Source organism: Roseivirga sp. (genome assembly GCF_049099775.1).
GTDB lineage: Bacteria > Bacteroidota > Bacteroidia > Cytophagales > Cyclobacteriaceae > Roseivirga.
In genome coordinates this window covers 71,974-95,970 of record NZ_JAGDZM010000006.1, presented here as the reverse complement: position 1 = coordinate 95,970, position 23,997 = coordinate 71,974, and the positions used below count along the sequence as shown (strand labels likewise).

Annotated in this window: 17 protein-coding genes and 5 tRNA genes; 11 read left to right on the top strand and 11 right to left on the bottom strand. The window is 39.4% G+C overall.

Annotated features, from left to right (window positions below):
* Window positions 1-132 precede the first annotated feature (132 nt).
* From JXQ92_RS10945 to JXQ92_RS10935, 3 genes are read left to right on the top strand one after another with little or no spacing between them, the layout of a single operon-like run.
* Window positions 133-1,650 carry an ankyrin repeat domain-containing protein gene (locus tag JXQ92_RS10945; protein ID WP_421986658.1) on the top strand — a complete coding sequence of 506 codons (1,518 nt, stop codon included), beginning with the start codon at window positions 133-135 and terminating at the stop codon, window positions 1,648-1,650.
* Complete coding sequence (locus tag JXQ92_RS10940) at window positions 1,650-2,138, top strand: DUF2271 domain-containing protein (protein WP_421986657.1); 489 nt, start codon at window positions 1,650-1,652, stop codon at window positions 2,136-2,138. Before JXQ92_RS10945 ends, JXQ92_RS10940 begins: the two co-directional genes overlap by 1 nt.
* 10 nt (window positions 2,139-2,148) lie before the next feature.
* A complete protein-coding gene (locus JXQ92_RS10935) occupies window positions 2,149-4,350 on the top strand; it encodes a PepSY domain-containing protein (protein ID WP_421986656.1) in 2,202 nt (733 codons plus the stop codon).
* 100 nt (window positions 4,351-4,450) lie between these two features.
* On the opposite strand, the gene JXQ92_RS10930 is transcribed toward JXQ92_RS10935, so the two are convergent.
* The 11 genes from JXQ92_RS10930 to JXQ92_RS10880 form a co-directional block, all read right to left on the bottom strand.
* Window positions 4,451-5,362, bottom strand: coding sequence for a DUF6607 family protein (locus JXQ92_RS10930; RefSeq protein WP_421986655.1), 912 nt, complete (start codon window positions 5,360-5,362; stop codon window positions 4,451-4,453).
* 49 nt (window positions 5,363-5,411) lie between these two features.
* The gene (locus JXQ92_RS10925; RefSeq protein ID WP_421986654.1) at window positions 5,412-6,497 is read right to left on the bottom strand and encodes an HmuY family protein; all 1,086 of its coding nucleotides are present in this window, start codon (window positions 6,495-6,497) and stop codon (window positions 5,412-5,414) included.
* A complete protein-coding gene (locus JXQ92_RS10920; protein WP_421986653.1) occupies window positions 6,494-8,767 on the bottom strand; it encodes a TonB-dependent receptor plug domain-containing protein in 2,274 nt (757 codons plus the stop codon). The genes JXQ92_RS10925 and JXQ92_RS10920 overlap by 4 nt, the downstream gene beginning before the upstream one ends.
* Before the next feature lie 159 nt (window positions 8,768-8,926).
* Entirely contained in the window at window positions 8,927-9,310 is a 384-nt protein-coding gene (locus JXQ92_RS10915) for a DUF6768 family protein (protein ID WP_421986652.1), read from the bottom strand.
* Window positions 9,303-9,857, bottom strand: a complete 555-nt coding sequence (locus tag JXQ92_RS10910) for an RNA polymerase sigma factor (RefSeq protein WP_421986651.1) — start codon at window positions 9,855-9,857, stop codon at window positions 9,303-9,305. Before JXQ92_RS10910 ends, JXQ92_RS10915 begins: the two co-directional genes overlap by 8 nt.
* A gap of 131 nt (window positions 9,858-9,988) precedes the next feature.
* Window positions 9,989-13,696, bottom strand: a complete 3,708-nt coding sequence (locus tag JXQ92_RS10905; RefSeq protein WP_421986650.1) for a two-component regulator propeller domain-containing protein — start codon at window positions 13,694-13,696, stop codon at window positions 9,989-9,991.
* Window positions 13,697-13,790: 94 nt separating this feature from the next.
* Window positions 13,791-14,690 (bottom strand): 3-hydroxyacyl-CoA dehydrogenase, encoded by a 900-nt coding sequence (locus tag JXQ92_RS10900; protein WP_421986649.1) that lies wholly within the window; start codon window positions 14,688-14,690, stop codon window positions 13,791-13,793.
* A gap of 23 nt (window positions 14,691-14,713) precedes the next feature.
* Complete coding sequence (locus tag JXQ92_RS10895; protein WP_421986648.1) at window positions 14,714-15,766, bottom strand: phosphotransferase family protein; 1,053 nt, start codon at window positions 15,764-15,766, stop codon at window positions 14,714-14,716.
* 2 nt (window positions 15,767-15,768) lie between these two features.
* Entirely contained in the window at window positions 15,769-16,965 is a 1,197-nt protein-coding gene (locus JXQ92_RS10890; protein WP_421986647.1) for an acyl-CoA dehydrogenase family protein, read from the bottom strand.
* Between the two features lie 11 nt (window positions 16,966-16,976).
* A complete protein-coding gene (locus tag JXQ92_RS10885) occupies window positions 16,977-17,663 on the bottom strand; it encodes a hypothetical protein (protein WP_421986646.1) in 687 nt (228 codons plus the stop codon).
* A gap of 111 nt (window positions 17,664-17,774) precedes the next feature.
* On the bottom strand, window positions 17,775-18,542 hold the full coding sequence (locus JXQ92_RS10880) for a glucose 1-dehydrogenase (protein ID WP_421986645.1): 768 nt from the start codon (window positions 18,540-18,542) through the stop codon (window positions 17,775-17,777).
* Between the two features lie 187 nt (window positions 18,543-18,729).
* Between JXQ92_RS10880 and JXQ92_RS10875 the strand changes: the two genes are divergently transcribed.
* The 8 genes from JXQ92_RS10875 to JXQ92_RS10840 all read left to right on the top strand — a co-directional run bounded on the left by JXQ92_RS10875 (window position 18,730) and on the right by JXQ92_RS10840 (window position 23,982).
* A complete protein-coding gene (locus JXQ92_RS10875; protein WP_421986644.1) occupies window positions 18,730-19,707 on the top strand; it encodes a zinc-dependent alcohol dehydrogenase family protein in 978 nt (325 codons plus the stop codon).
* A gap of 38 nt (window positions 19,708-19,745) precedes the next feature.
* Entirely contained in the window at window positions 19,746-21,029 is a 1,284-nt protein-coding gene (locus tag JXQ92_RS10870) for a serine hydrolase domain-containing protein (protein WP_421986643.1), read from the top strand.
* Window positions 21,030-21,580: 551 nt separating this feature from the next.
* Window positions 21,581-21,651, top strand: a tRNA-Cys gene (locus tag JXQ92_RS10865).
* 99 nt (window positions 21,652-21,750) lie between these two features.
* Window positions 21,751-21,824 (top strand) — tRNA-Ile (locus JXQ92_RS10860).
* Window positions 21,825-21,847: 23 nt separating this feature from the next.
* A tRNA-Asp gene (locus tag JXQ92_RS10855) sits at window positions 21,848-21,919 on the top strand.
* Window positions 21,920-22,085: 166 nt separating this feature from the next.
* A tRNA-Asn gene (locus JXQ92_RS10850) sits at window positions 22,086-22,157 on the top strand.
* 83 nt (window positions 22,158-22,240) lie between these two features.
* Window positions 22,241-22,322, top strand: a tRNA-Leu gene (locus tag JXQ92_RS10845).
* A gap of 559 nt (window positions 22,323-22,881) precedes the next feature.
* Window positions 22,882-23,982: a slipin family protein gene (locus JXQ92_RS10840; RefSeq protein WP_421986642.1), complete on the top strand. Its 1,101-nt coding sequence runs from the start codon at window positions 22,882-22,884 to the stop codon at window positions 23,980-23,982.
* Window positions 23,983-23,997 lie beyond the last annotated feature (15 nt).

Sequence of the window (23,997 nt, the reverse complement as noted above, 5' to 3'; positions counted from 1 at the left end):
GGTCAAAGGATATGTACAAAAGGAAGTAAAAAATACTAGTACTAGTGATTGAATTTTAAAGCGTTATAGTTGACACTTTTTGAACTCAGTCTTACCTTTGTTTAGAATTAGTCTAAATAAAATCAATCCATAATGAACGTGAGAATATCAATACCTATTTTCCTCATTTTGTGTTTATGCTTCCAAATAGATGCCATTGCACAACAGTCCAATGAACTCTTAGACCGCGAATTCTGGCGGTCGAAACCTTCCGTAGCAGATGTAAAAAAGAAAGTACAAGAGGGCCACTCTCCTACAGCGTTTACTTCCTCTATGTTTGATCCAACAACATATGCCATCTTAGAAGACAATGATCTTTCTGTGGTGAAATACTTATTGAGTCAGGGTAATGACGTGAATAAAATCACTCATGACAAACGAACTTATCTACATTGGGCAGCCTACAGAGGTCAAACAGAAATAATGGAGTACCTCATAACGGCTGGGATTAAAACTGAACTGGTGGATGATGGTGGGAACTCAGCTATGCTATTTGCGGCACGTGCAGGCCAGTCTAACAAACAAGTCTATGAATTACTTACTCAAAATGGCATTGATATAAAGCAAAGAAATGAGCGCAATGGCAGAAACATTCTATTAACATTTGCCGGTAGAATGCAGGACACCAAAATGCTCGACTATTTCATTGGCCTTGGCGTTGACATTAACGAAAAGGATAACAACGGCAATGGAATTTTCCACTATGCGGCTGTTACTCGAAACAAGGAGCTACTAGAGAAACTAGTGGCCGACTATAAAGTTGACTTTAAAGTCAATGCTAAAACTGGTGAAAACGCTTTCTATTTTGCCACAAATCGAAACTTCGATGAAAAAGAAACTTCTGCGATTGCTTTATTCGAGTATTTCGAAAGCCTCGGTTTAGATCCTGCAAAAACTACCGCTTCAGGGAGAAATGCACTTCACAACTTGGCCTATCGTAGCAATGACATTGCACTACTCGAATATTTCATTGATAAAGGAGCCGATGTTAACCAAGTAGATAGTGATGGCAACACGCCTTTAATTAATGCTTCAGCTAGAGGAAGTATCAAAAAAATCAAATTCATTGCTGACGCAACGGATGATTTAGACAGAAAGAATAATGACGGGTTTTCGAGTTTTATGCGTGCCATTAAGTACAACTCAATGGATGTGGTTGAATTTCTTTCCGAAGCTAGTGCAAAAGTAGAATTGAGCGCAAAAGGCGCCTATGACCTTGGCTATCATGTGGTAGACGGTACACGACAAGACTTTGAGCTTCTTGATCAGAAAATGAAATTCTTGATATCTAAAGGCTACGATCCTAAAACACCTCAATTCGACGGACAAAGCTTATTACATGTGGCGATAGCAAGACAAAATGTAGATTTTCTTAAAAGACTTATCGCATTAGGTATCGATATCAACGCCAAAGACGGTAACGGCCAGACTATCTTACACCACGCCGCCATGCAGGCTGAAACAAACGATCTGCTGAAGTTTCTAATTGCTTCTGGAGCGGATAAAAATATTCGTACTGAATTCGAAGAATCGGCTTATGATTTAGCCTTAGAAAATGAAATTCTCAGTACCGACAGTTCTAAAATTGAATTCTTAAAAACTCAGCAATAATGAAGAACAAGCTTGCACTATACCTGACGCTATTTTTAGCGGCAATCAGTTTCGGTTTTACCTCATTAAAAACTGATAAGGTCACCTATAAATGTTTAATACAACTAACGAATTATGGTGGAGAAGGCGCCTATGTTGTGCTTTCAGTATTGGACGATAAGGGTGAGTATATACAGACATTGTCGGTACATGGTGATGATGAAGACTGGTATGAAGACCTACCAGCTTGGTACGAGTTCTATCCGAATAACAAGGAAAAAATCGATGGTATGGCAGGCGCTTCTATCTTAAGTGGAGGGCGTAAAGTTGCTAGCCTTACCCTCGATGCATCATTGATAAATGCTGGTTATAAGCTTAGGTTTGAAACTGCAGTAGAAGACCAAGAATATTATGAAAAGGATTTAGAAATAGACCTCACTGAAAATGTAGCTGGCCAAAGGCTTAAGGGCAATGGCTACATTCGCTATGTTCAGTTAATTCAAAAATAGCACACCTCACATGTCATCTCCATTGTGGCGAGTAGCACACTTTTACCTCGCTGTAATAAGCTCGATATTTCTTTTCATAGCGTCTATAACAGGCGCTATTTTATCTTTTGAGCCTATATATCAAAAGGGGCATGATTTCTATGTTGAAAATGCAGATGACCTGTCGGTAAGGGACATAATTGAAAACATTTCCGAAAAACATGAGGAAATTCTTAACATTAAGCGTGATAAAAATGGCTTTATATCTATTCAAACAATAGATCAAGAGACTCCTTTTATTGTTGACCCTTATACCGGCAAAAAATTAGGTGACCTAATTGAAACACCCGAGATATTCGAATTCAGTAGAACATTACACCGGTCACTTTTCCTTGGTCAAACCGGCAGATTCCTTATTGGGATTACATCAGTAATTCTACTCTTTATTGCTATTAGTGGATTCTTCTTAATTCTGAAAAAGCAAGGTGGCCTAAAAAACTACTTCACTAAAGTCATTAAAAATGATTTTTACAAAGACTACCATACGCGTTTTAGCCGATGGCTGATCCTATCAATTCTGCTACTGAGCTTAACAGGCACTTATCTTTTTCTGGAGCGTTTTAATCTTGTTCTTGTTCCACAATTAAACCACAGTGTTGACATTTTAGAAGACTTTAAAGGCGTAAAACAGCCTATATCTTCATTCGAGATTTTTAATAAAGAAAGTGTAGGCAACTTACGGGAAATCAACTTTCCCTTCGCTGAATTTCCTGATGAATTCTTCGAGCTTAAATTGAAAAATAGCGAGTTGCTTATCGACCAGTTTACAGGGGAAGTAATGAGTGAAATTCGGTACCCAATCACTCAAATCATTTCTCAGGTCAGCTTCAATCTTCATACAGGCGAGGGCACTATTTTATGGGCCTTAATACTCTTTATTACATCGATAGGTATTCTGTTTTTTATTTATAGTGGTTTTGCTATTTACCTGAAAAGAGACAAAACAAAAATTACTAACCCGTTTAAAAAGGAAGAGTGCTCAATTATAATGTTGGTTGGGTCTGAGCAAGGCAGCACTATCAGGTTTGCTAATGCTTTACATAAGGGCTTGCTTAAAAAAGGCCTGAAGGTTTACCAAGGCACAATGGACGAATACAAGGTTTTTGAAAGTATGGAACATCTGTTGGTTTTAACTTCTACCTATGGACTTGGAGAAGCGCCAGCAAATGCTAACAAATTCATTAATAAACTAAGCGCGGTAAAACAGAATAAGCCATTCAAATACGCAGTTCTAGGCTTCGGAAGTAGTGCATATCCAGATTTTTGTCAATTTGCGATTGATTCTGACTTGGCACTCAAACAAACACCAAAGGCAAGCCAAGCTATACCACTACATACCGTTGATAATGAATTGATTAAGGCTTTTTTGGATTGGACAATATCGGTGGGCGCCCTGTTTGGTAAGCAGTTAGTAATTGATGAAAAGCTTTTAGTGAAAACTAAAAGCAAGCGTCATAAGCTGAAGGTATCGAATTTGATCAATTCACCTAACTCTTCTGACAAAACATTCTTACTTAAACTTAACGCTAGCAAACGAAATCTCAATAATTTAGAATCAGGCGATTTACTGTCAATCACTCCACCTAACGAAACTAAAGATCGGTTGTATTCAATGTCTATTGACAAAGGAAATTCATCCATTTGCCTTAGTATTCGGCAACACGATAAAGGGGCTTGCTCTACTTATTTAAGTCAGTTATTATCAGGAGAAAAAATTCCCGTATCATTCAAGAAAAATCCGTCATTCCACTTTCCTAAAGAGGCTCCTGGAGTAATCCTAATTGCTAACGGAACGGGTATTGCACCTTTCCTAGGTATGATTAACGAGAGTGCTTTAAACCAAGATACTTCCTTGTATTGGGGCGGTCAGAATAAAGCGTCTTACCAATTGTATGAAAGCGAACTGGATGAAGCTATTCAATCAGGAAAACTTAACAGATTAGTCACTGCATATTCAAGAGAAGGGAAAAAGCAATATGTCCAGGATGTGATATCTACGGATTTAGAATACATCGTGAATAAGCTGCATGCTGGTTTCAGCATAATGATTTGCGGTGGCTTAAAGATGCAACAGGAGGTTGAAGGTGTACTGAATAACTACCTTGAGGCTAAAGCTCACCCTTCATTGACCGAATTCAAATCTAATGGTCAAATCTTAACCGATTGTTATTGATAGTTAACTAATAATTGACAGGATCAAATCCATGCACTTGCGCACAAAAAAAAGGAACGCAATATGCGTTCCTCTTCAATTTAACGATTGATTGTATTCACTAATCTCGATATGCACTAATGATTTGTTTTACCTCTCGTCGAATTGTAGCACTGTTATAATCTTCCGAACCAGCAATCTTATCACCCAAGGCGAAAATCTCTTCATACAGCCTTTTCTCATCTACTTTGTTTTTGAACGTTAAAGTCTCTTTAGTCGCAAAAACTTGATTCCAAACTACTCTTACATCTGACCAGTAGCGTTTGTTATTCTGCCACCAATCTTGAGCATCTTTACATTCGCTATCATCCACTTTGGTATAGGTATTCCAGCCTTTCTCTTCGGCCAATAATTTATCACCCTTTTCAGTTCTGATGACTTTATCGTTGTCTTGTTCATGAATCCAGCCATCAGCCGTTAACTCTTGGCGATTTGTCCTCACCATCAAATTATAATCTGTTCTTTTAGAATATTCGCGTCTTGGAAGAGGCGAATCGGCGGTGTTTTCCCAGTAGTGCCTACCGTCTGTGTGTACCCAACTAGAGGACCCTTCGTACCTCAAGCTACCATCTACTTGGTACACCTTTTGAGTCCATTGTCCTTTCACCTCTTTCTTAGGCAGCTCTCTGTATTTCCAACTATTGTCTTTATCGTAGGTATAAAGTGCCGTGTTTTGGTAAAGCCAGTCCTGTCTCCAATGTTTCACAATTGTCTTTGGTGCTACTATTAATAAGTGTTGTAATGAAACCTTGTTATTATCTTCTTCTACTAGCTGAACCCACTCTAAGCCTTTCGACTTATAATTTTTGTGAAATTCATAACGCCTATCCGGAGCGAATGTTTCTGCAAAAGTGAACCTCACCTTATAGCACCCACACATCTCCTTAATCGCAGCTTTGTCCTGTTTCTTTTTATTCTGACCTAGAGCACTTATACTTATAAGGCAAAGGGCAATAACTAAAATCTGTTTCATGTCAATTAATGTTGAATTATTCATTCTGGTTTAATCCTTTAGGATATGCTTACTCTTCTAATAAATCGTATTGAAATTGCGGGTTACCTCTTTCTCCTGTTTGGGCGTCGACAAGACGAGTAAACCGAAGCTTGTAATAGTTTCCTTCAGTATCTTTAACTAGGTAGAAAACACCTTCTTTTACACCCGTTTCAATGGTAGAACCGGGCTGCGCTACATTTCTCCAACCGTTACCAATAGCGTCTAATTCAGTTGAAAAGTCAACATTTCCAATTTGACCATAGGCAAAGTTGTCGTAGGTAATCTCACCTGCTACATCGACTAAAGCCACTTCAACACCATTCCTATTACTTATTACATAATCTCTTATCGCATATGGAATTGAGGTAGCGGGGCCAACCGTTAAAAGGTCAGTAAAAATCGTAAAGACGAAATCCCAATCATTTCTATCCGGTATTGTAGTGATAATACCTGTCTCAAAGCTGACGGCAACGAAATCAATTCCATCGCTTTTAGAAACATTCAATTCTTGGAAAGAAGAGGCATTAATTTCGGCATACTGCAAAGTGTAGCCATTCCCATTTCTCAAGGTTCTTATTTTCATCCAGCCTCTTGGTGAACCATCAGGGTTTTTTCCTCTATTTACTATGTAAACCGGGTTATCATTTGCCACTGAAGAAACTTCATCAATGGCTGTCTTTGTTAGGTCACCACTTGGGTCATCAGACCAACTCGCCGCTTCACCAAGCCAAGCAGGTGGTGGGCCAAAAAGTGCTCCAAAGATGGCGTCAATGTTTAATTGTGCACCAAATCCTACCGTATCTGCTGATGTCACAGCGTTCAAGTCATTCTTTTGGATGGATCTGGCTAAAGTGCTCGTAGAATTATTGAGTAAAACACGAAATTCCGTCCCTGTATAAAAACTCAAGTCCCATGCATTTCTAGCCACAGATGTCTGGCTTTCTTTTGACAAGTCAATAAAGACTTGATTAGGTTGTGTTGGGCCACCGACCGCAGGGTCGATAATTGCACCTGTCGCTGGCGGGTCGATGTTGGGTCCACTATTGTTAGAACAGGCACTAAGACCTATGAACGCTACTAGCGTGAAGCAATAAATTATTCTCTTTTGTATCATTTTAATTTAGGATTATAGCTTAGTTTAAGGAAGTATGACCGCCCGTATGAAATAGGTACTGAAGGTCCACCAGAATGGGCTCCTCCACCCACTCCTGAATTATTTACATTGATTACATTAATAATATTTCGTGCACCGATAGTCAATTCCAAGGCATTACTGATCGGCTGTATAATAGTGGCATCCAACCAATGGAAATCGCTGATTTCCCCAATGCTAATGACCTGCTCGTTTTGATCGTTCGTTTCTGTGAAGTATGTCTGTAAGCGACCTGAATACTTATAAAACGCGTTAATAGAGGTGCGCTTTTTCAGGATTTTGTACGATAGATTAGTATTGAACTCTGGTGAATAAAAGAAGCGCGTCAACCCCTCATTTACATCAGACACTTGGTTAAATCTACCGATATATGACAGCCCTATGTTGGCAGAAATATGCCCCAGAACTACTTTTTGAGTTAAAGTGGTACCGATCGTTTTGAATCGATCGACATTCAGGTAAGTCGTACTCGTTGCATCACTTATATGCTGACCTAGTGATATCTGGTTGGTGATTACATTATAGAATACATTGAGATCTACATCAATTACTTTTGACGCTATTTGATACTTCCAAATCGTATTAATACTCAAGTGATTGGAAGTTTCAGGGGTTAAATCAGGATTGCCAAAAATTCGATGATTAACGTCTATAAACTCAAAATACAACTCTCTAACAGACGGTGCTCTAAACCCTCTGCCATACGAAAACCTAAATTGTAAGGCCTCGCTTTGCCGGAATTTTAATTGGAAAGATGGAATCAATTGACTTCCAAAGGCACTGTTGGTAGAATATCTTATACCTGGCCTGAAAATAATCTTTGAGAAGGGCTGTAATTCTGCCGAAGCGTATAAAGCGTACTCCTCTATGCCTTGACTTCCCCTAAGTATTCTACCACCCCCTACATTTTCCAAAGAAATTTGGTAACCGAGCTGAAGATTGAAATCGTTAGTTGGGTTCAAAAATCCGGTACCACCAAACTCCCAGACATTGTACGTGCTTATATCCTGATCCCCATCGCCAGAAGTTAGTTGCTCTTTGCCGCTTAGAATGTCCTTAGTGAATCGGTTTTTCTGCCGTTCAAAGTCTGAGAATGAAGCAAAGGCAGTGTATCTGTTAAGGAATGGCAAGCGTCCTTCCGCATGTATCTGATGTGAATACCTTTTTGAATCATACGTTTCATCTATGGCAAAAGGTCGATTTTCTCCAGTGGACAAAAAGTTGTTTTGAAAGGCACCAAAATCATCTATTAGTTCATCTAAAATGTCTAGTCGATAATAGACACTGTGATTGTCATTTTGATATTTGACAAGCGCGTTGCCAATCCATTGTTGTTTAGGGTTCCACTCATGTTGTCGAGAGCCAGCATTACCTTGAAAACCTAGAAAATCGTTGTGCTGAAAGCTAATTACCGAAGACAACCTCTTATTAAAGCGATGATTTAGGCTTACTGATTGTACATGACGTCCTGCATCTAATCCAACCTCGTTTCCAGCCGTTTCACTCTGAACCGCAATACTTATCTCCGTATCATATTCAAAATCTTTCTTACTGATCAGGTTAATGACACCAGCCAGGGCATTGGCGCCAAAATTTACAGCCATTGGTCCTTCTACTATCTCTATACGCTCAATGTTTTGTAGATTGATCTGGCTCAGATCGGCACCATTTCCATTACCAGAACGATTGACTAATGGAACACCATCGACTAGTACTTTAACATTTTGACTAGAAATACCTTGGAGGCTCAAGGACGAACTGCCAATGGCAAGGTCTTGACTGACTCGAATATTTAATTGATTGGCAAGTGCTTCTTGAAGGTTAAAAGCGCCCCGTTTTTTAATTTCTAAGGCATCAATTGTTTGAACTTTGAAAATAGAATTACTTGCAGATTGTGGATTAAACTGACCAGTCACCACCACGTCTGTTAATTTGTTGACTCGTGCTTTCAGCCAAACATCTAAATCAACTTTTGAATAAACTGTGTCGACTAAAGTCTCATAGCCTAAATGATATGTTTTAAAAACAAATGGTAATGGCACGGCTATTTTAGTTTGCCCTGCCCTATCAGTTACGCCTTGTTCATCGGCTCCATTGGCTAATGACACGACATTGATGACGACGCCTTCAATAGGCGATTTCGATTCAAAATCCAGCAACCTTATCGACTGACCTTGAATAAGGTTCAGGGATAAAATACAGGCTGTAATAAGGATTGTTTTTCGTGACATTTATTTAGAACGATTCTTAATAGGCGCAAATATAGGCGCTCAATCGCTCAGAATAAGTCACTAGTTCTAGTAGAAAACACTCACTACTAGTAGTAGGTGTAAGCGTTCATTAGTAAAACATTCACCTAATTGTAAATAATTAGGTGAATGGGTGATTATTTATTGATTTTCTTTCTTCATTAAAGACACTTGATACTCAAGCCTTTTAATCTCTCGCATTAATACATTTTTATCCATCTGATTCCACCCCCAAAGCTTAAAGAGCATCATAGCCATAAAGGAGATGAGTGTATAAAACATCCACTCTAACTTCTCATCGATAACTTCAGCATCGAGCATATGAATAAAAGTATAAACGGCGATAGCCAAAACGACAACATTCATAATCACCATCAATACATTCATCCACCAATTCTTGCCTTTAAAAAGGCTAAATAGTTGTTGTGGAATGTTCTGTTCACCCATTTTATCGAAGTACTCAGCTTCTTCCTTGCTTAATGCTTCGTGAATCATTTGATCTATTTCTTTATCTGATTTACTCATGGTTAATTTTTTTTAGTTTGTTCTTTAACTCTTTTCTGGCGTAAAACAATCGAGACTTTATAGTACCTTCTGCCAAATTCAAAAGGCTAGAAATCATCTTAATCGAGTGCTTTTCTAAATAAAAAAGGCGCAACATCTCTTGATGAAGTAATGGCAATTCTTTAATGCTCCTAAGCATTAAGTCAGTTTTGCTCACTTCCTCTTCCGTTTGTGTTACTAGGTGTTCTTTATCCTTTTGAGCGTCTTGCGTTGCAAATCGTAACTGCTGTTGTTTTTTAATAAAATCAGCAGAACGTCGCTGAACTATTCGATAAGCCCAAAATCTAAAAAGCGCCGGATCTTTTAACTTATGAATACTCTTGAAGATAGAAATCCAACTCTCTTGTGCTATCTCGTAAGCTTCCTCTTGATCTTTTAGAAAACTAGCCGACCACTTTAAAATTCGAGGACTCCAACGTTTCCAAAGCAAGCCAATCGCTTCTTTATCGCCCTCTTGGGAACGTATTACGAGTAACTCATCGAATATATGGTCTGAACTGCGTTCCATTGGTTTACACTATAGAGTCCACCAAATAATCTATAGGTTCAAAAATTTATGAATTATCTCAAGCTACGGAACTCTAGCGAAAAGCTAAAAGGGACAAATTCTCTGAGGCAAGAAAGAATTCATTCAAGCGGCTATGATATTTTTAGGATTTGGTTTTTCCCAAGATAAGGGGAGATGGTTTCTATTAGTTCTTGAAATCCGACGGGTTTTGCGAGGTATCCATTCATTCCAACAGCCAGACACTTCTCTTTTTCACCATCAGTTGCTGTAGCTGTTAGGGCGATTATTGGTATGTTAGATTTAGAGCTATTTCCTGCTCTAATTTGCCTAGTCGCTTCGTAGCCATCCATTAATGGCATCATCAAATCCATTAATATCAGGTCGAAATTAGCGCTCTCGAGCAAAGCTATAGCAGAACTTCCGTCTTCTGCACAAATCACTTTGAGTCCTCTTTTTTCAAGCATCTTAACTGCCACTTTTTGATTAATCAAATTATCTTCCACCAGCAGGATGTTACCTGTAAGGTTTGGATTATCTATGATTTTTTCTGTAGTAGACTTTTTATTTGCCTCTACCATGTCGAAAGAGCGAATTTTAACATGAAATTTAAAGATAGAACCTTTATCTATTTTGCTTTCTACCCATAACTCTCCACCCATTTTCTTAACAAACTCTCTACTAATACTTAATCCTAAACCGGTACCTCCATATTGACGATTTCTATTGGTATCGACTTGGCTAAAACTTTCAAATATTCTCTCTTGGTCTTCCTGAGCTATACCAATACCTGAATCTTCTACTGTAAACCATAATTCAAGATGGTCTTGATTTGCTGACTTAAGACATTCCACAAATACCGTTACACCTCCTTCGTGGGTAAATTTCACAGCATTGGACACTAAGTTGACTAGCACTTGCCTTATCAGCTTTACATCACCTGAAACGAATGCAGGTACATCATTTAACACCCATTGTTGGAGCTTTATACCCTTATTCTTTGCTTCTGGTGTAAAAGAGGATAACACTTCTTTGAGCAGATCTTGGACACTAAAAGGTTCGGAAACGAGCAAGAGGTTACCTGACTCAATTTTTGCTATATCGAGAATATCATTAACAATGAGTTTTAAGGACTTTGCGGAACTCGATATTGTATTCAAGAGGTCTTCTTGCTCTTCATCAAGTTTGCTATCAAGTACCAACTCTGTCAAGCCCATAATACCGTTTAGAGGAGTCCTAATCTCATGACTCATGTTGGCCAAAAACTTATCCTTAATCTCACTGGCGTCTCTAGCAGTATCTAAAGCTTCCGTAAGTCTTTTTTCCGTTTTCCTTCGTTGTTGAATTTCTTCTTTCAGCGTCGATGATCGCTCTTCAACAATGCGTTCCAGTTCCTGTTGTTTTGCCTCAGATCGCCTCTCACGCAACCAAAACAGAAAGTATACCCCGCCTAAAATGAGTAAAATGATTATCACCTTAAACCAGAGTAATTGATAGAAGTAAGGTGCTACATAAACATCAATTCGCTGTTCATTAGACCACTCTATAGAAAGGCGGCCTTTTGATTGAAAAACAAAGTTAAATGTCTTTCCTACAGGTATATTTTGATAAGATGCTTCTCCATAATCCTCTTTCTCGATCCAATCGGCATCATAACCTTCTAGTTTATAGCGATAAACGACATCATCAGGCCTCACGTAGTCTAAAGCATCAAATTTTAAAACGAAATCATTCTGATCTGGATTAAGTTCAATTCTTTTTGTGAGTGCAATATCTTTTTGGAGAGGGGAGTTGGGCTCGCCAATTTCCATGTTTTCACCTTTTATAGTAAGGCCTGTAAAAATTGGACGTTGATCTGTGCTAAATACTTCTAAGTCTTGCGGTCTAAAAATCGTCAAGCCATTTAAACCACCAAACAGTAAGCGGCCATCTTCTGTAACCGCACTTGATCTTGCTATAAATTGTTCTCCTTGCAAACCATCAGTGCTATCATAATTAAATGCGTCGCCTTTTTTTACTGAGTCTTTGTTTAAAACAAGTTTACTAATTCCGCTGTTAGTCGACAGCCAAATATCATTTCTCTCATCTTCTAGAATGGACCTGACATCGTTATTCGCAATCCCTATCGACTTCTTAGAATAATCGGCAATTACAGTAAGACTGTCTGAAAGCAAAAGTGCGCCATCCTGTTTGGTACCCAGCCAAATCCTTGATTGTGAATCCCTAAAGAGATCATTAATAATTATATTATCTGGTAAATCGTTGAAACCACTTAACGACACTTTGGTTAAAACAAGGTCATTTAACAGATATAAACCTTCGTCTGTTCCAACAAATATTTTATCCCCCAATTTCCGAATCACATTCACTTTTGGGTTATACTCTAACGGGGAACCTTCTACTTCAAAGGCCACTTCTCTTAGAACCTTGCTTACACTTGCGTATAGAAAAACGCCTTTTTTACTAGTTCCTAAAAGCAGATTGTCATCGTCATCTGCCATTACGCTTTCAATATTCAATCCACGAAGCTTATCGGGCATTATATACTCAAATGGTTGGCCAAGTCCTCTCCATTTTATTAAACCATCATCCGTTCCCATCCAAATGTATTCTGCGCTGCATTGAGCTATTGAGGAAACGTTCATAACGCTTTCACTGATTTTCTCTGGAAATGCAAAGTGTTGGAATCTATTTGTTTTAGGGTTGAATTGTGAGATTCCTTTTCTTGAGCCTATCCATGTTGACCCATCTTTGGCACTTAACAAAGACGAAACGCTATAGTCCATTAAGTCTCTATCCGTTCCTTCTTCTTGACTCTGTCCATAGTAAGCAAACAAATTGTCAGCTTCATGATAATAGCTTATCCCTGAACTCGGTGTAGTTATCCATACCGCTCCTTGGCTATCTTGGTAAATCCTCCTTAAAACTTTATCACTTAAAGAAAAGCCATTATTAAAATCATACTGATAAACTCTATGTTGACCAGAGGTTAATTCAATAACGCTAATGCCGTCATTCGTAGCAATCCATATTTCTGACTCATCAACTAGCGAAATGTCATTTACATAATTGTTAATTAACGGCTTACTATTTGAAGACTTTTGATAATGTGCTTCAAGCCCTTTTTCAGGGGTATACTTCCAGACTCCGTTACCATTTGTGCCTATCCATAATTCGTTATTTACGGATAGAATACTAGTCACGCTTTCGTTTTTGGCTATTTCTAACTGAACTAGTTTTTCACCTTCTACTTTGAATAATCCTGAAGATGCTGCCACTAATATTTCATTCCCATTATAGTGTAGTCTATTGAGGCTATTTCTAAAAATATTTCTTGCGGGTAGTTCTATCGATAGTTCTTCAGATAAAGACGAACTATTGAGTTTTACGATCTGATGATGACAAAGTACCCAAAGTGCACCATTGGCATCTTCAATAATATCTAAAACAGCCCTGCTGCCGGCATCTGTTGGGTCATTGGCGAAGGCGACCACCTGAAATTTATGAGCAGATCTGTCAAAAAGATTAAGCCCATCTTTGGTTCCAATCCAAAGTCTATTGCTACTATCTTCGAAAAGGGCTGTAATATGGTCATTAGAGATGCTTAAGCTATCTTCTCGATTATTGCGAAAAACTTCAAAGTCAGAATAACCAATCATTCGGTTTAACCCTTCTTCGGAGCCAAACCACATAAAGCCTAGATGATCTTGCAATGCCACAGTTGTCTTATCACTAGACAATCCATAGTCCGCATACATGCGATAAAATAGTTCACTGCCAGACTGTGCTTTTATAGATATCGTAAAGCAGCTCAATATTGCAATGAGCAGGAATTTGGGCATTTTGGTTCTTAGTAAGACGTTAAATTTAACCCTATTTTGATTAACTCAAAATTCCTACTTCGTACTCATACTAGGCTTAAACTTTCAGAGAAGATTAGAGGCCAGATACAAACCCATCATCCTTATATTTTGGATTTGGATATGTATAAAAACCCTGACCAGTCTTGACACCTAATTTCCCTTCATCGATATAGGTTTTGAGCAGTGCGGCAAAGCGCTGGCTTTTCTTATCTGGCTGACTACTTGTAATATGCCAGGCAGTATCTAGCCCAACCGTATCCAAAACCCCGAAAGGTCCCATATCCATTTTGAAGTTCCCCATCCAGCTACGATCAATATCTTCGATAGAACCAATGTCCATGGTTTTCAGTGTGCCTGCCGCCCCGATTAGCGCCATTAACATGTAATTGAAAATATAACCTGTATTCTCTTTTTTCACGTAAACAGGTGTTTGTTGAAGTGCCCTTCCCAACTCCATTAATAAGTCCACTATCCAAGATTCTGTTCCTTCATGTGGCATTACATCCACAACATTGGCATAGAATACATCGTGAAAATGAAAACAACAAAACCGTGTAGGCCTACCTGTACTTTCAGCTATTTGAGATGGTAAAAGATAGGATGTATTAGAAGTGAACAATGTTTTTTCAGGGCATAACGCTCCGAACTGTTTCCATACTTTTTGTTTCAATTCTAATTGTTCGGTGACAGATTCATTCAAAAAATCGGCATTGTCAGCGGCGGCTTCTGCATCAGTTGTAAAAGTAAGCCTGGCTTTAATTTGTTCGACTTGATCCTGCTCCAATTTCTCGTTTCGAACGAGCATTTTCAAAATACTATCTTGTGTCTTTATCGCCGCTTGAAAGGCATCTTCGTTAATATCGTAAATGGTGGTTTCAAACCCACTTATGGCTGATTGCAACCCTACTCTAAGCCCCAATGTGCCTGCGCCTAGAATTAGTACTTTTTTGATATCTGCTAACTGTAACTCCATAGTTATTTGGTTCTGTAATCAGATTAAATTTTATTGCTGTCTATTGCTTTACTAGCATTTTCCGCACAGGCCATTACGGCATAAATAAGATGAGCAAAACGCGGATCTTTAGTTAAGCCTTTTTTGTAACGGGCGTAAATTTGTTGAATAATTACACCAATTTTAAAGGCTCCAAAAACATAGTAAAATACTTTATTTGTCAAATTAAACCCCGTTTTAGAGGCATAACGATCTACAAATTCAGAACGATTTAAGTTACCTGGAAGCCATGTGAGGCTAAAGGGTTTTAAGGCATCAGAATCATCCGCCTGTGCCCAATAGGCAAGCGAAGTTCCTAAGTCCATCAAAGGATTTCCGACTGTGGACATTTCCCAGTCTAACACGGCGGTTATCTCATTGAGCTTTTCAGGGTTCAATACCAAATTGTCATACTTATAGTCGTTGTGAATAAAACTTACATATGCTTGATCCGGCATGTTGGCCTTCATCCATTCGGCCACTTCATCCATGGCTGGGATTTTATCGGTTTCTGAATGATAATATCGCTTGATCCAACCTTCTACCTGACGAGTTGTATAGCCTTCTGGCTTCCCAAAATCGCTTAGTCCCACGGCTTCTAAGTCCATAGTATGCAAAGCAGCTAAATTGTCTATGGCGGCTTCTGAAATTGATTTCATTAAATCTTCTGAGAGATTGATGCCTTTTGGCGGTCTACCCCTGAGAATAACTCCTTTTACACGTTCCATCATGTAGAATTCTGCTCCAAGAACGGATTCATCTTGACAGTATAGTATAGGCTCTGGTACGTTAGGGTAATTTGGTTTTAGCAGTGATAACACTTTGAATTCTCTACCCATATCATGTCCTCCTTTGATATTGGCTCCAAAGGGCGGTCTGCGCAGGACAAATTCTTTATTATTTGCTTTGATCAGATAGGTTAAGTTGGAAAAACCGCTGGGGAATTGTGAAACTTCAATTGCACCACCAAAACCCTCCAAATTAGTATTCAAGTAGCCTTTTAATTTGACTAAATCAAGTTCTTCTCCAGTTCTGATATCTTGTGCTTGATCTATCATAATCAAATACCATAACCTTTAAGGATACTTTTTGCCAAACTCGATTTATGAACCTCATCCGGTCCATCATAAATCCTCGCCCCCCGCTCATGTCGATACCAAAAAGACAATAGCGTGTCATCCGTAATGCCTAAAGCGCCATGCACCTGAACTGCTCGATCGAGCACTTTCATTAAGACATCAGCGACATAAAATTTGATGGTAGATATTTCCATCCTAGCAGCTTTACTACCCTCCAAATCCATCTTGTGAGCCGCATGCAAGACCATATATCTCGATGCATTGATTTCGGCTCTGCTTTCAGCAATCCAGTTTTGAATGGTTTGTTGGTGACCTAGTTTTTTACCGCCTCTGAGTTCGCGAGAAGCTGCACGATTACACATCATATCAAAAGCTCTTTCGCAGATGCCTATCCAGCGCATACAGTGATGAATCCTACCCGGACCCAAACGTTGCTGCGCCAGCATAAAACCTGTGCCTTCTTCTCCTATTAGATTGGACCTAGGTACTCTACAATTGGTAAACCGAACTTCTGAATGACTCATGTAGCCCCCACCTGCTTCACCCATGATGGAAATATTGCGAACATTTTCGAATCCTGGGTTATCAAGCGGTACTACAATCATACTTGCTCTTTCATAAGGATTTGCTTCAGGGTTGGTTACGGCCATTACAATTGTAAATGCGGCACCATCTGCTGCAGTAGTAAACCATTTATGGCCATTGATGACATATTCACTACCATCTAAAACTGCAGTAGTTCCCAAATTAACAGGGTTTGACCCTGCGAACTCTGGTTCCGTCATGGCAAAACAACTACGGATTTCTCCATTCATTAAGGGCACAAGAAACTGCTCTTTTAATCCGTTTGAGGCAAACTGATGCAATAATTCAATGTTACCGATATCGGGTGCTTGACAGTTTAGTACGTAGTGCCCTAAAGGTGTAGCGCCTAAAATTTCTGAAATTTGCCCAAATTCTGCCATGGAAAGACCTAAACCTCCTTCTTCTTCAGATAAATAAGGCGCCCACAGCCCTAGAGCCTTGGCCTTGGCTCGAATTTCGTCGAGCAAAGTTTTCGTTTCAGCCCAAGGCCCATTGACCATCTGAAGCTCTACTGGATAGAGTTCAGTTTCCATAAAAGCCTTCACCTTTGGGTAAAGCGATTTGAGTTTTTCGGTCGTAAATAATTCAATCATTAAAACTTAGTTTACCATTTTATAATCTCTCTGCCTTTTCTAGAACCGTTTGAATTAAAACGATACTCAACAGACTTGTCACTTTTACTTGAAGAATGATAGAAAATGTCTTTACTAATCTTTCGGCCATTGGAATCGTAAGACAGAACGAGATGCTTCTTCTTTCTATATTTATTGACTTCGTAGTTGATCAAAAAACCGATTGAATCATATACCTCGGTCTTTTCTTCGCGGTTTTCATCTAAGTATACTTTTCTCTCTCTTAAAATACCATTAGCTCTATATTTCGAAATTTCCAGGGGTTTCCCATCTTTGAATATCCCACTCTCACGAATAAACCCATTTTGATCAAAATAATCGTGTTTCCCATCCACTCTACCTTGACAATCGAAGTACACCCAATCTTGGAGATGCAAACCGCCTAAATTCGTCAGAGCCAAAAAAGGTATTTCCAGAGTGTCTTTCATAAAGGCAACAGTCCAATCCTGGAATACAAAAGTGTGGGCAAAGCGATTCAGGCCAGCCCTAGGAATATTTACTGAAACTAAATACCATGCGGTACTATCTGGTTGATATTCTATTTTAAAATTCTTTGACTCAATATCATCTTCAAAACCAGAGTCCAATGGCCAAACAGTGAGTTGAAATTCATAATTCTCCACACTTTGGCTACAACTATTGAAGAAAGCGAACTCCATAGTAGACTGACCTTGAAGAACGGAAGCTAGCCCTATTAAGAAAAACAATATGTACGCGGATCGATTGAGGTTCACATTTTTGGCAATCAATTTTTAAGAATTGAATTATGTTTAAATCGTAAACCCACCATCAGCAGTAATGGCGGCACCTGTGATAAATTTAGACGCATCTGAAGCTAAAAACAGGGATAGTCCGGCAATATCTTCTGGTTGGGCTAACATTGGTAATGCTTGCTTCATCATGACCATTTTCAATATTTTTTCATTCGATGTCAAGGCTTCGCTGAACTTGGTTTCTATAAGCCCAGGGCAAATTGCATTTGCACGAATGTTATCTGGACCCCACTCCCGGGCTAACACTTTTGTCAATTGAATCAGTGCTGCTTTACTCACTGAATACAAACCAAGTCCTTGTCCTGGAGTAATGCCTTCTATACTACTTATGTTGATAACTGAGCCACCACCTCTAGATTTCATCGAATCATACGCATACTTGGCTAAATTCAAAGGTCCTTTCACGTTTACGTCCATAATCTTATCGAAGGCATCATCACCTGCCTCTTGAACGGGACCGAAAACGGGGTTTGCCGCGGCATTGTTAACGATGATATCAACTCCACCAAATTCGGCAATCGTAGCATCTACTAGCGCTTTAATTTGAGTGTCATCGCCCATATGACATGCAATTCCAAGGGCTTTGAGTCCAGCAGAGTTAAATTCTTCTGCAACAGATGATACAGCATCTAGTTTTCTACTCGACACAACAACCTGTGCACCTTGCTGCGCCAAAGCCATCGCCATAAACTTGCCAATTCCCTTACTCGCTCCCGTTACAATGGCTACTTTACCATCCAACCTAAATTTTTCTGAAATCTCCATTCAATGTCAATTTTACTACTCCTTTGAAAGATAAATAATTAACTTGTTATGCATGACGACTATGTCAGATTTATATGCTCCGAGATTGGAGTAATGTAAAGGCCAATGGATATTTTAGGGAAACGAATTGTAATTTGTCCTTAAGTATTCAACTCTTTCACCACAATTGTCATCCTTAAAAAAACCTATGAAAGCAGTACAGTTTAAGCAAACCGGGATTCCGACCGAAGTTTTATCGGTTGTCGATCTTCCTATTCCTACTCCGGGCCCAGGAGAAATCCGAGTTAAAGTAGCCAAGGCGAACATCATTCCAGCCGATATCATGTTTATACAAGGCATGTATGGCATACAACCTGAATTACCTCAAATTGGTGGTTTTGAAGCCACAGGGGCAGTCGATGCTTGTGGAGATGGTGTAGAAATGCCGATAGGAACTGGTGTGATATTTACTGCTACTGGCACATGGTCAGAATACGTTTGTGTAGCTGCTAATAGCATCATCCCCAAACCACCAACCATGTCTGATGATGTGGCTTGCCAAGCTTTCGTTAACCCTTTAACGGCTTATGGAATGTTGATTGAGGCCGATTTAGAGGAAGGTGATTACCTACTAATCACGGCAGCGGCTTCTGCTTTCAGTAAGTTTGTGATTCAAATTGCAACTAGCCGAGGTATCAATGTGATTGGGACAGTGCGCAGGGATGAGCAAAAACAAGCCTTGTTAGATCTCGGTGCGACGGCTATCATCAATGAAAAATCAGAAAACATTTATAAAGCGGTAAAAACAGCTACCAATGGAGAAATGATAAAAGCTGCATTTGATGCAGTGGGCGGTGACCTTGGCGACAAAGTGATCAACGCATTACAAATGAATGGTAAAATGCTCGTTTATGGATTACTAAGCTTAAAACCAATCCCCTTAAATAGCGGTCTTCTCATTTTCAAAAACGTTACGATTAAAGGCTTTTGGCTTACCACTTGGTTTACTAGCCTTTCTGGTGACGAACGAAGAAGCATTGTACCAAAAATACTGGGCATGCTAACAAGTGAAACCTTAAAAGCGGATGTAGAAGCAACCTATAACTTAGATCAGATTGTAGACGCAATCAAACACATGGAAGCACCCGGAAGAACAGGGAAAATCCTTCTTGACATTAACTCATAATTGATACTACCTCATAAACTTTAACTAAAGCAATACCGATGAAAATCAGATTCATTACCCTCTTAATGGCATTGTCCATTGTTGCCTATGCACAGACCAACCCGCTCAGCAAAGGCACACCTAAACAGGTTGGCATGTCAGGCAGTATTTTGGCAAAAATAGATGATCATGTGAAGCGATATATGGATGACAACAAACTTCCAGGCGGATCTTTTCTCGTGGCCAAAGCAGGTAAGGTTGTTTATGATAAGAGTTTCGGTTTTCGAAGTTCAAAAAATGAGAAAGCTTATGGCGAAGGAGATATTTGGCGACTAGCTTCCATGACCAAAGCAGTTACATCTGTGTCCATAATGCAATTATTTGAACGCGGTCAAATTGATCTTGATGATCCTGTTCATAAATATATCCCGGCATTCAAGGATCAGGTAGTACTGGATGAATTCAATCCGGCTGATTCAAGTTTTACGACAGTACCAGTAGAAAAAGCTGTTACCATTCGAAACCTTCTAACCCATACATCAGGTATAGTATACGGCAGTTTCAATCCAGGAAAATTGATGGCCGTCTATGAGAAATTCGATATGAACGTTGGTTTTTCTCATGAAACTTGGTCGACAGAAGAATGGATTAATAGACTAGCTAAGGTGCCCTTAGCACATCAGCCCGGAGCAAACTTCTCTTATGGATTGAGCATGGATGTTCTCGGAAGAATCATCGAGGTCGTTTCTGGAACCACATTAGACAAATACTTTAAAACGAACATCTTCGATCCTCTAGGAATGCAAGACACTTACTTCTACCTACCTGAAGACAAGTTCGATCGGCTCGTTGGCGTATATGCTAATGTAGGAGGCAAATGGATGACCACAGAGGAAATGGGAATGACTGCTGGCACTGCCTATCCAAAACTAGGCCCTAGAAATGTATTCGCCGGAGGTGCGGGACTCTCATCGACAGCTATGGACTACGCTACTTTTATTAATACGCTCGTATTGGGTGGTGGAAATATCCTTGGAAAAGATGCACTTACAGAGATGAGCAGTGATCAAATGCCTGAAGTTATAACAGACTATAAACCTGCCATTGCTCAAAGAACAGGGAGCAGTTTCGGATTGGGCTTCACCGTTTACCTTGATTCTCCTACAAAGAGAAGCCCCAAAAGCCCTGGCACCTATGAATGGGGAGGTTACTTTAATACCAAGTTCTTTATCGACCCAGAAGAACAGTTGATCTTTGTAGGTATGACCCAGATCGCTGGCTTCAATAGTAATGCCTTCTGGGAAGACATGTATAAAATAATTTACGAGTCTATCGATGATTAAATTCGTATAAACGTTTAAACAACTTTAAAATTTAATCTAGTGCTAAAAACTCGCTTTCAAATTTTTTTAAATATTTTTTTACGCACTATAACATACTGTATATCAATATTTTATATCAATTTGAAGCCTATCCTGATTCCGACTTTTCAAAATACGACTTGCATTTTAGAAAACGTTTTCAATACATTTGTGGCACAGAAAAACGAAATGACAAAAAGTTATATACATATAGAATTTACAGCTCCTACTAGCCAACAGGACTGTCAAAATTCAATTGTATCCCGGTTCGGGGAGTGTTAGATTTCACATAAAGAAATTGACAACCCGAGCCATTTGGTTCGGGTTTTTTTGTGCCAAAAAATTGATAGAATGCTGCAAAAGATGAAGCAAATACAAATAGAGAATTTAAATCAACTCAATGAGGGTCGCTATGACTTTGAATTTGGGGGAGTACATATTTTTCAAAAGGTCGATAAGATGATGACTTGACAAAACTGATAATTTGGTTTTGAAAAGCCCGGCCTTCTGAAGGTCGGGCTTTTTTTATTCCTGTCAGGGTGGCCGAGTGACTAGGCACTGGTCTGCAAAACCAGTTAGGAGGGTTTGATCCCCTCCCCTGACTCAAAAATGCCGGGTGGTCTTCCCGAAACTTCGGGAGGGAAGACGCCAGAGTTTGGTTCTGGAGATTCAAGTTCGAGCCTTGGCCTGGTATCATTTGAATTGACCTATAGCTCAACGGGTTAGAGTGCCAGTCTTATAAGCTGGAGGTTCCGGGTTCAAGTCCTGGTAGGTCGACAAACCCTTCAAACGAAGGGTACGGCATCGTAGTTCAGGGGTAGAATATGTCACTGTCTATGACAAGGTCGAGGGTTCGAAGCCCTCCGGTGCCGCGCTAAAGGAGAGGCAGAACGGGTGTCTCCTGATTTAGAGAAGGGTTAAAGGCCCTAAACAATCTTTCGTTCGGGTTGTGATGTTTGTAAAAGCTCTAAAGTGAATAGCAGGTTATTCTGACACAAAGCTTGTTGATCTCAAGCCCAGCGAAAGGATAGCCTAAACGGAAGTATAGCTCAACGGTAGAGCTACTCCCTGTTAAGGAGAGGGTTGTTGGTTCGAATCCAGCTATTTCCGCAAATGAGGTTTGGTTAGTACAAAACCTAGTACACTGGTTTAGCCGGAAATATGGGTTCGAATCCCATACCCAGCCTCGAATTGTCTCAGTGGTGGAATAGGAATACACAGCAGTTTTAGAAACTGCCTCCACACGGAATGTAGGTTCGAATCCTACCTGAGGCACAGGGAAATAAGTTCAGGTAGAAGACCTGATGAGAGTTTCTGTATAACTCCATAGTACTGGATCAATAGACTCCGGTATGCTGCTTATAGTTGAATGATGTTCTCTACGCAACGCTTAGGACGGAGGTTCGAATCCTTCCCTCGACTTGGTTGAGGTAACTCAGTTGGTTAGAGTAAAGCACCTTTTTGAAAGAGGAATGGACTGTTAATCCATCAGAAGCGCTGGAACTTCTTTAAAAATCAGCAAACACCAGAATGTGGTGTTAACAAATCCCTTAGGCTCTCTTGTAGGGAAAAAGGAACATTTTGAAGAATCTAGGCTGATCAGGATATCGCTTGTTGCAGTGCTTGACTTCTAGTATAAAACTGAAAAGAGGATTGGTCAAAGACCAGTCGATTCCTATCACGCTTATTCAAGAACTCAATCATCAATTCAAGCTTAATGAAAGGTCCGATTCTGAAAGACGGATTGTTAGCACCACTCCTATTAAATGAAATTATTTGGCCGATAGTGATAAAGAATAATTAACCGAGGCATAGCCTCACAAATTTTAGAAAAATGAAAAGGATACGAATAAACCAAGGAAAAGTAGGGCTTGTTTTCAGAAATGGAGACTACCAGAATGTTCTTACAACTGGTATGCATTGGGTATCTCTTTTCGACTCTATAGTCGAATATGATATGTCAAGAGCCTTTAAGGCACCAAAAGCATTAGACATACTTTTGAAAGATGAGAGGCTCGTTGAGCTACTTCACATTGTCGACATATCAGACTCAGAAATAGTTTTAAAATATGAAAACGGCAACTTCAAAGAAGTTCTAGTTGCAGGAAGGTATGCTTTCTGGAAAGGTCTCGTCAATTACGCTTTCATCAGAGCAGATTTAAGGGAGATTGAAATTGATAAGTCAATTGACCTATCAGCTAGAAAACATGTCGAGCTGATTCCTTACATCAGAATTTACAGAGTAGAAAGTTATGAAAAAGCCATTTTAATGGCCAATGGAGGGTTTTACAAGCAATTAGATGCAGGAAACTACCACTTCTGGAATAATGAAATTGCTTTGAATATGCTTAAAGCCGACATGAGACAGAAACAAATAGAAGTTTCAGGTCAAGAGATTTTGACTAAGGACAAAGCGGCATTGAGAATCAATTTTTATGGACAATTCAAAGTAAAAGATATTGTTAAAGCTTTGGTTGAAAATAAGGATTACGAGAAGCAACTCTACGTGTTGATGCAAATCGCCTTGAGAGAGTTTGTCGGCAAGTTCACTTTAGATGAATTACTTGATGAGAAAGACTCTCTAGCAGACTACGTAAAGAAAGTGCTTAAAGTGAAAGCCAAAGATTTGGGGATTGAGATCAAGGACTGTGGTGTCAAGGACATCATTTTGCCTGGTGAAGTAAAAAACATCATGAACCAAGTGTTGGTAGCACAAAAACAAGCACAAGCCAATGTAGTAGCAAGAAGAGAAGAAACTGCCTCTACGAGAAACTTGCTTAATACTGCCAAGTTGATGGAAGACAACGAAATGTTGTTCAAGTTGAAGGAGATGGAATATGTTGAAAAAATCGCTGATAAAGTGAGCAACATTTCAATCTCAGGCGGTCATAAAGTAGTGGACCAGATGAAAGAAATATTCACTGGCTTTAAATAATGGCTTCCGGGCATG

What these genes read in the sequence shown, in the direction of transcription:
- JXQ92_RS10945 (WP_421986658.1), top strand. Translation starts at nt 133, where the DNA reads ATGAACGTGAGAATATCAATACCTATTTTCCTCATTTTGTGTTTATGC.
- JXQ92_RS10940 (WP_421986657.1), top strand. Translation starts at nt 1,650, where the DNA reads ATGAAGAACAAGCTTGCACTATACCTGACGCTATTTTTAGCGGCAATC.
- JXQ92_RS10935 (WP_421986656.1), top strand. Translation starts at nt 2,149, where the DNA reads ATGTCATCTCCATTGTGGCGAGTAGCACACTTTTACCTCGCTGTAATA.
- JXQ92_RS10930 (WP_421986655.1), bottom strand. Translation starts at nt 5,362, where the DNA reads ATGAAACAGATTTTAGTTATTGCCCTTTGCCTTATAAGTATAAGTGCT.
- JXQ92_RS10925 (WP_421986654.1), bottom strand. Translation starts at nt 6,497, where the DNA reads ATGATACAAAAGAGAATAATTTATTGCTTCACGCTAGTAGCGTTCATA.
- JXQ92_RS10920 (WP_421986653.1), bottom strand. Translation starts at nt 8,767, where the DNA reads ATGTCACGAAAAACAATCCTTATTACAGCCTGTATTTTATCCCTGAAC.
- JXQ92_RS10915 (WP_421986652.1), bottom strand. Translation starts at nt 9,310, where the DNA reads ATGAGTAAATCAGATAAAGAAATAGATCAAATGATTCACGAAGCATTA.
- JXQ92_RS10910 (WP_421986651.1), bottom strand. Translation starts at nt 9,857, where the DNA reads ATGGAACGCAGTTCAGACCATATATTCGATGAGTTACTCGTAATACGT.
- JXQ92_RS10905 (WP_421986650.1), bottom strand. Translation starts at nt 13,696, where the DNA reads ATGCCCAAATTCCTGCTCATTGCAATATTGAGCTGCTTTACGATATCT.
- JXQ92_RS10900 (WP_421986649.1), bottom strand. Translation starts at nt 14,690, where the DNA reads ATGGAGTTACAGTTAGCAGATATCAAAAAAGTACTAATTCTAGGCGCA.
- JXQ92_RS10895 (WP_421986648.1), bottom strand. Translation starts at nt 15,766, where the DNA reads ATGATAGATCAAGCACAAGATATCAGAACTGGAGAAGAACTTGATTTA.
- JXQ92_RS10890 (WP_421986647.1), bottom strand. Translation starts at nt 16,965, where the DNA reads ATGATTGAATTATTTACGACCGAAAAACTCAAATCGCTTTACCCAAAG.
- JXQ92_RS10885 (WP_421986646.1), bottom strand. Translation starts at nt 17,663, where the DNA reads ATGGAGTTCGCTTTCTTCAATAGTTGTAGCCAAAGTGTGGAGAATTAT.
- JXQ92_RS10880 (WP_421986645.1), bottom strand. Translation starts at nt 18,542, where the DNA reads ATGGAGATTTCAGAAAAATTTAGGTTGGATGGTAAAGTAGCCATTGTA.
- JXQ92_RS10875 (WP_421986644.1), top strand. Translation starts at nt 18,730, where the DNA reads ATGAAAGCAGTACAGTTTAAGCAAACCGGGATTCCGACCGAAGTTTTA.
- JXQ92_RS10870 (WP_421986643.1), top strand. Translation starts at nt 19,746, where the DNA reads ATGAAAATCAGATTCATTACCCTCTTAATGGCATTGTCCATTGTTGCC.
- JXQ92_RS10840 (WP_421986642.1), top strand. Translation starts at nt 22,882, where the DNA reads ATGAAAAGGATACGAATAAACCAAGGAAAAGTAGGGCTTGTTTTCAGA.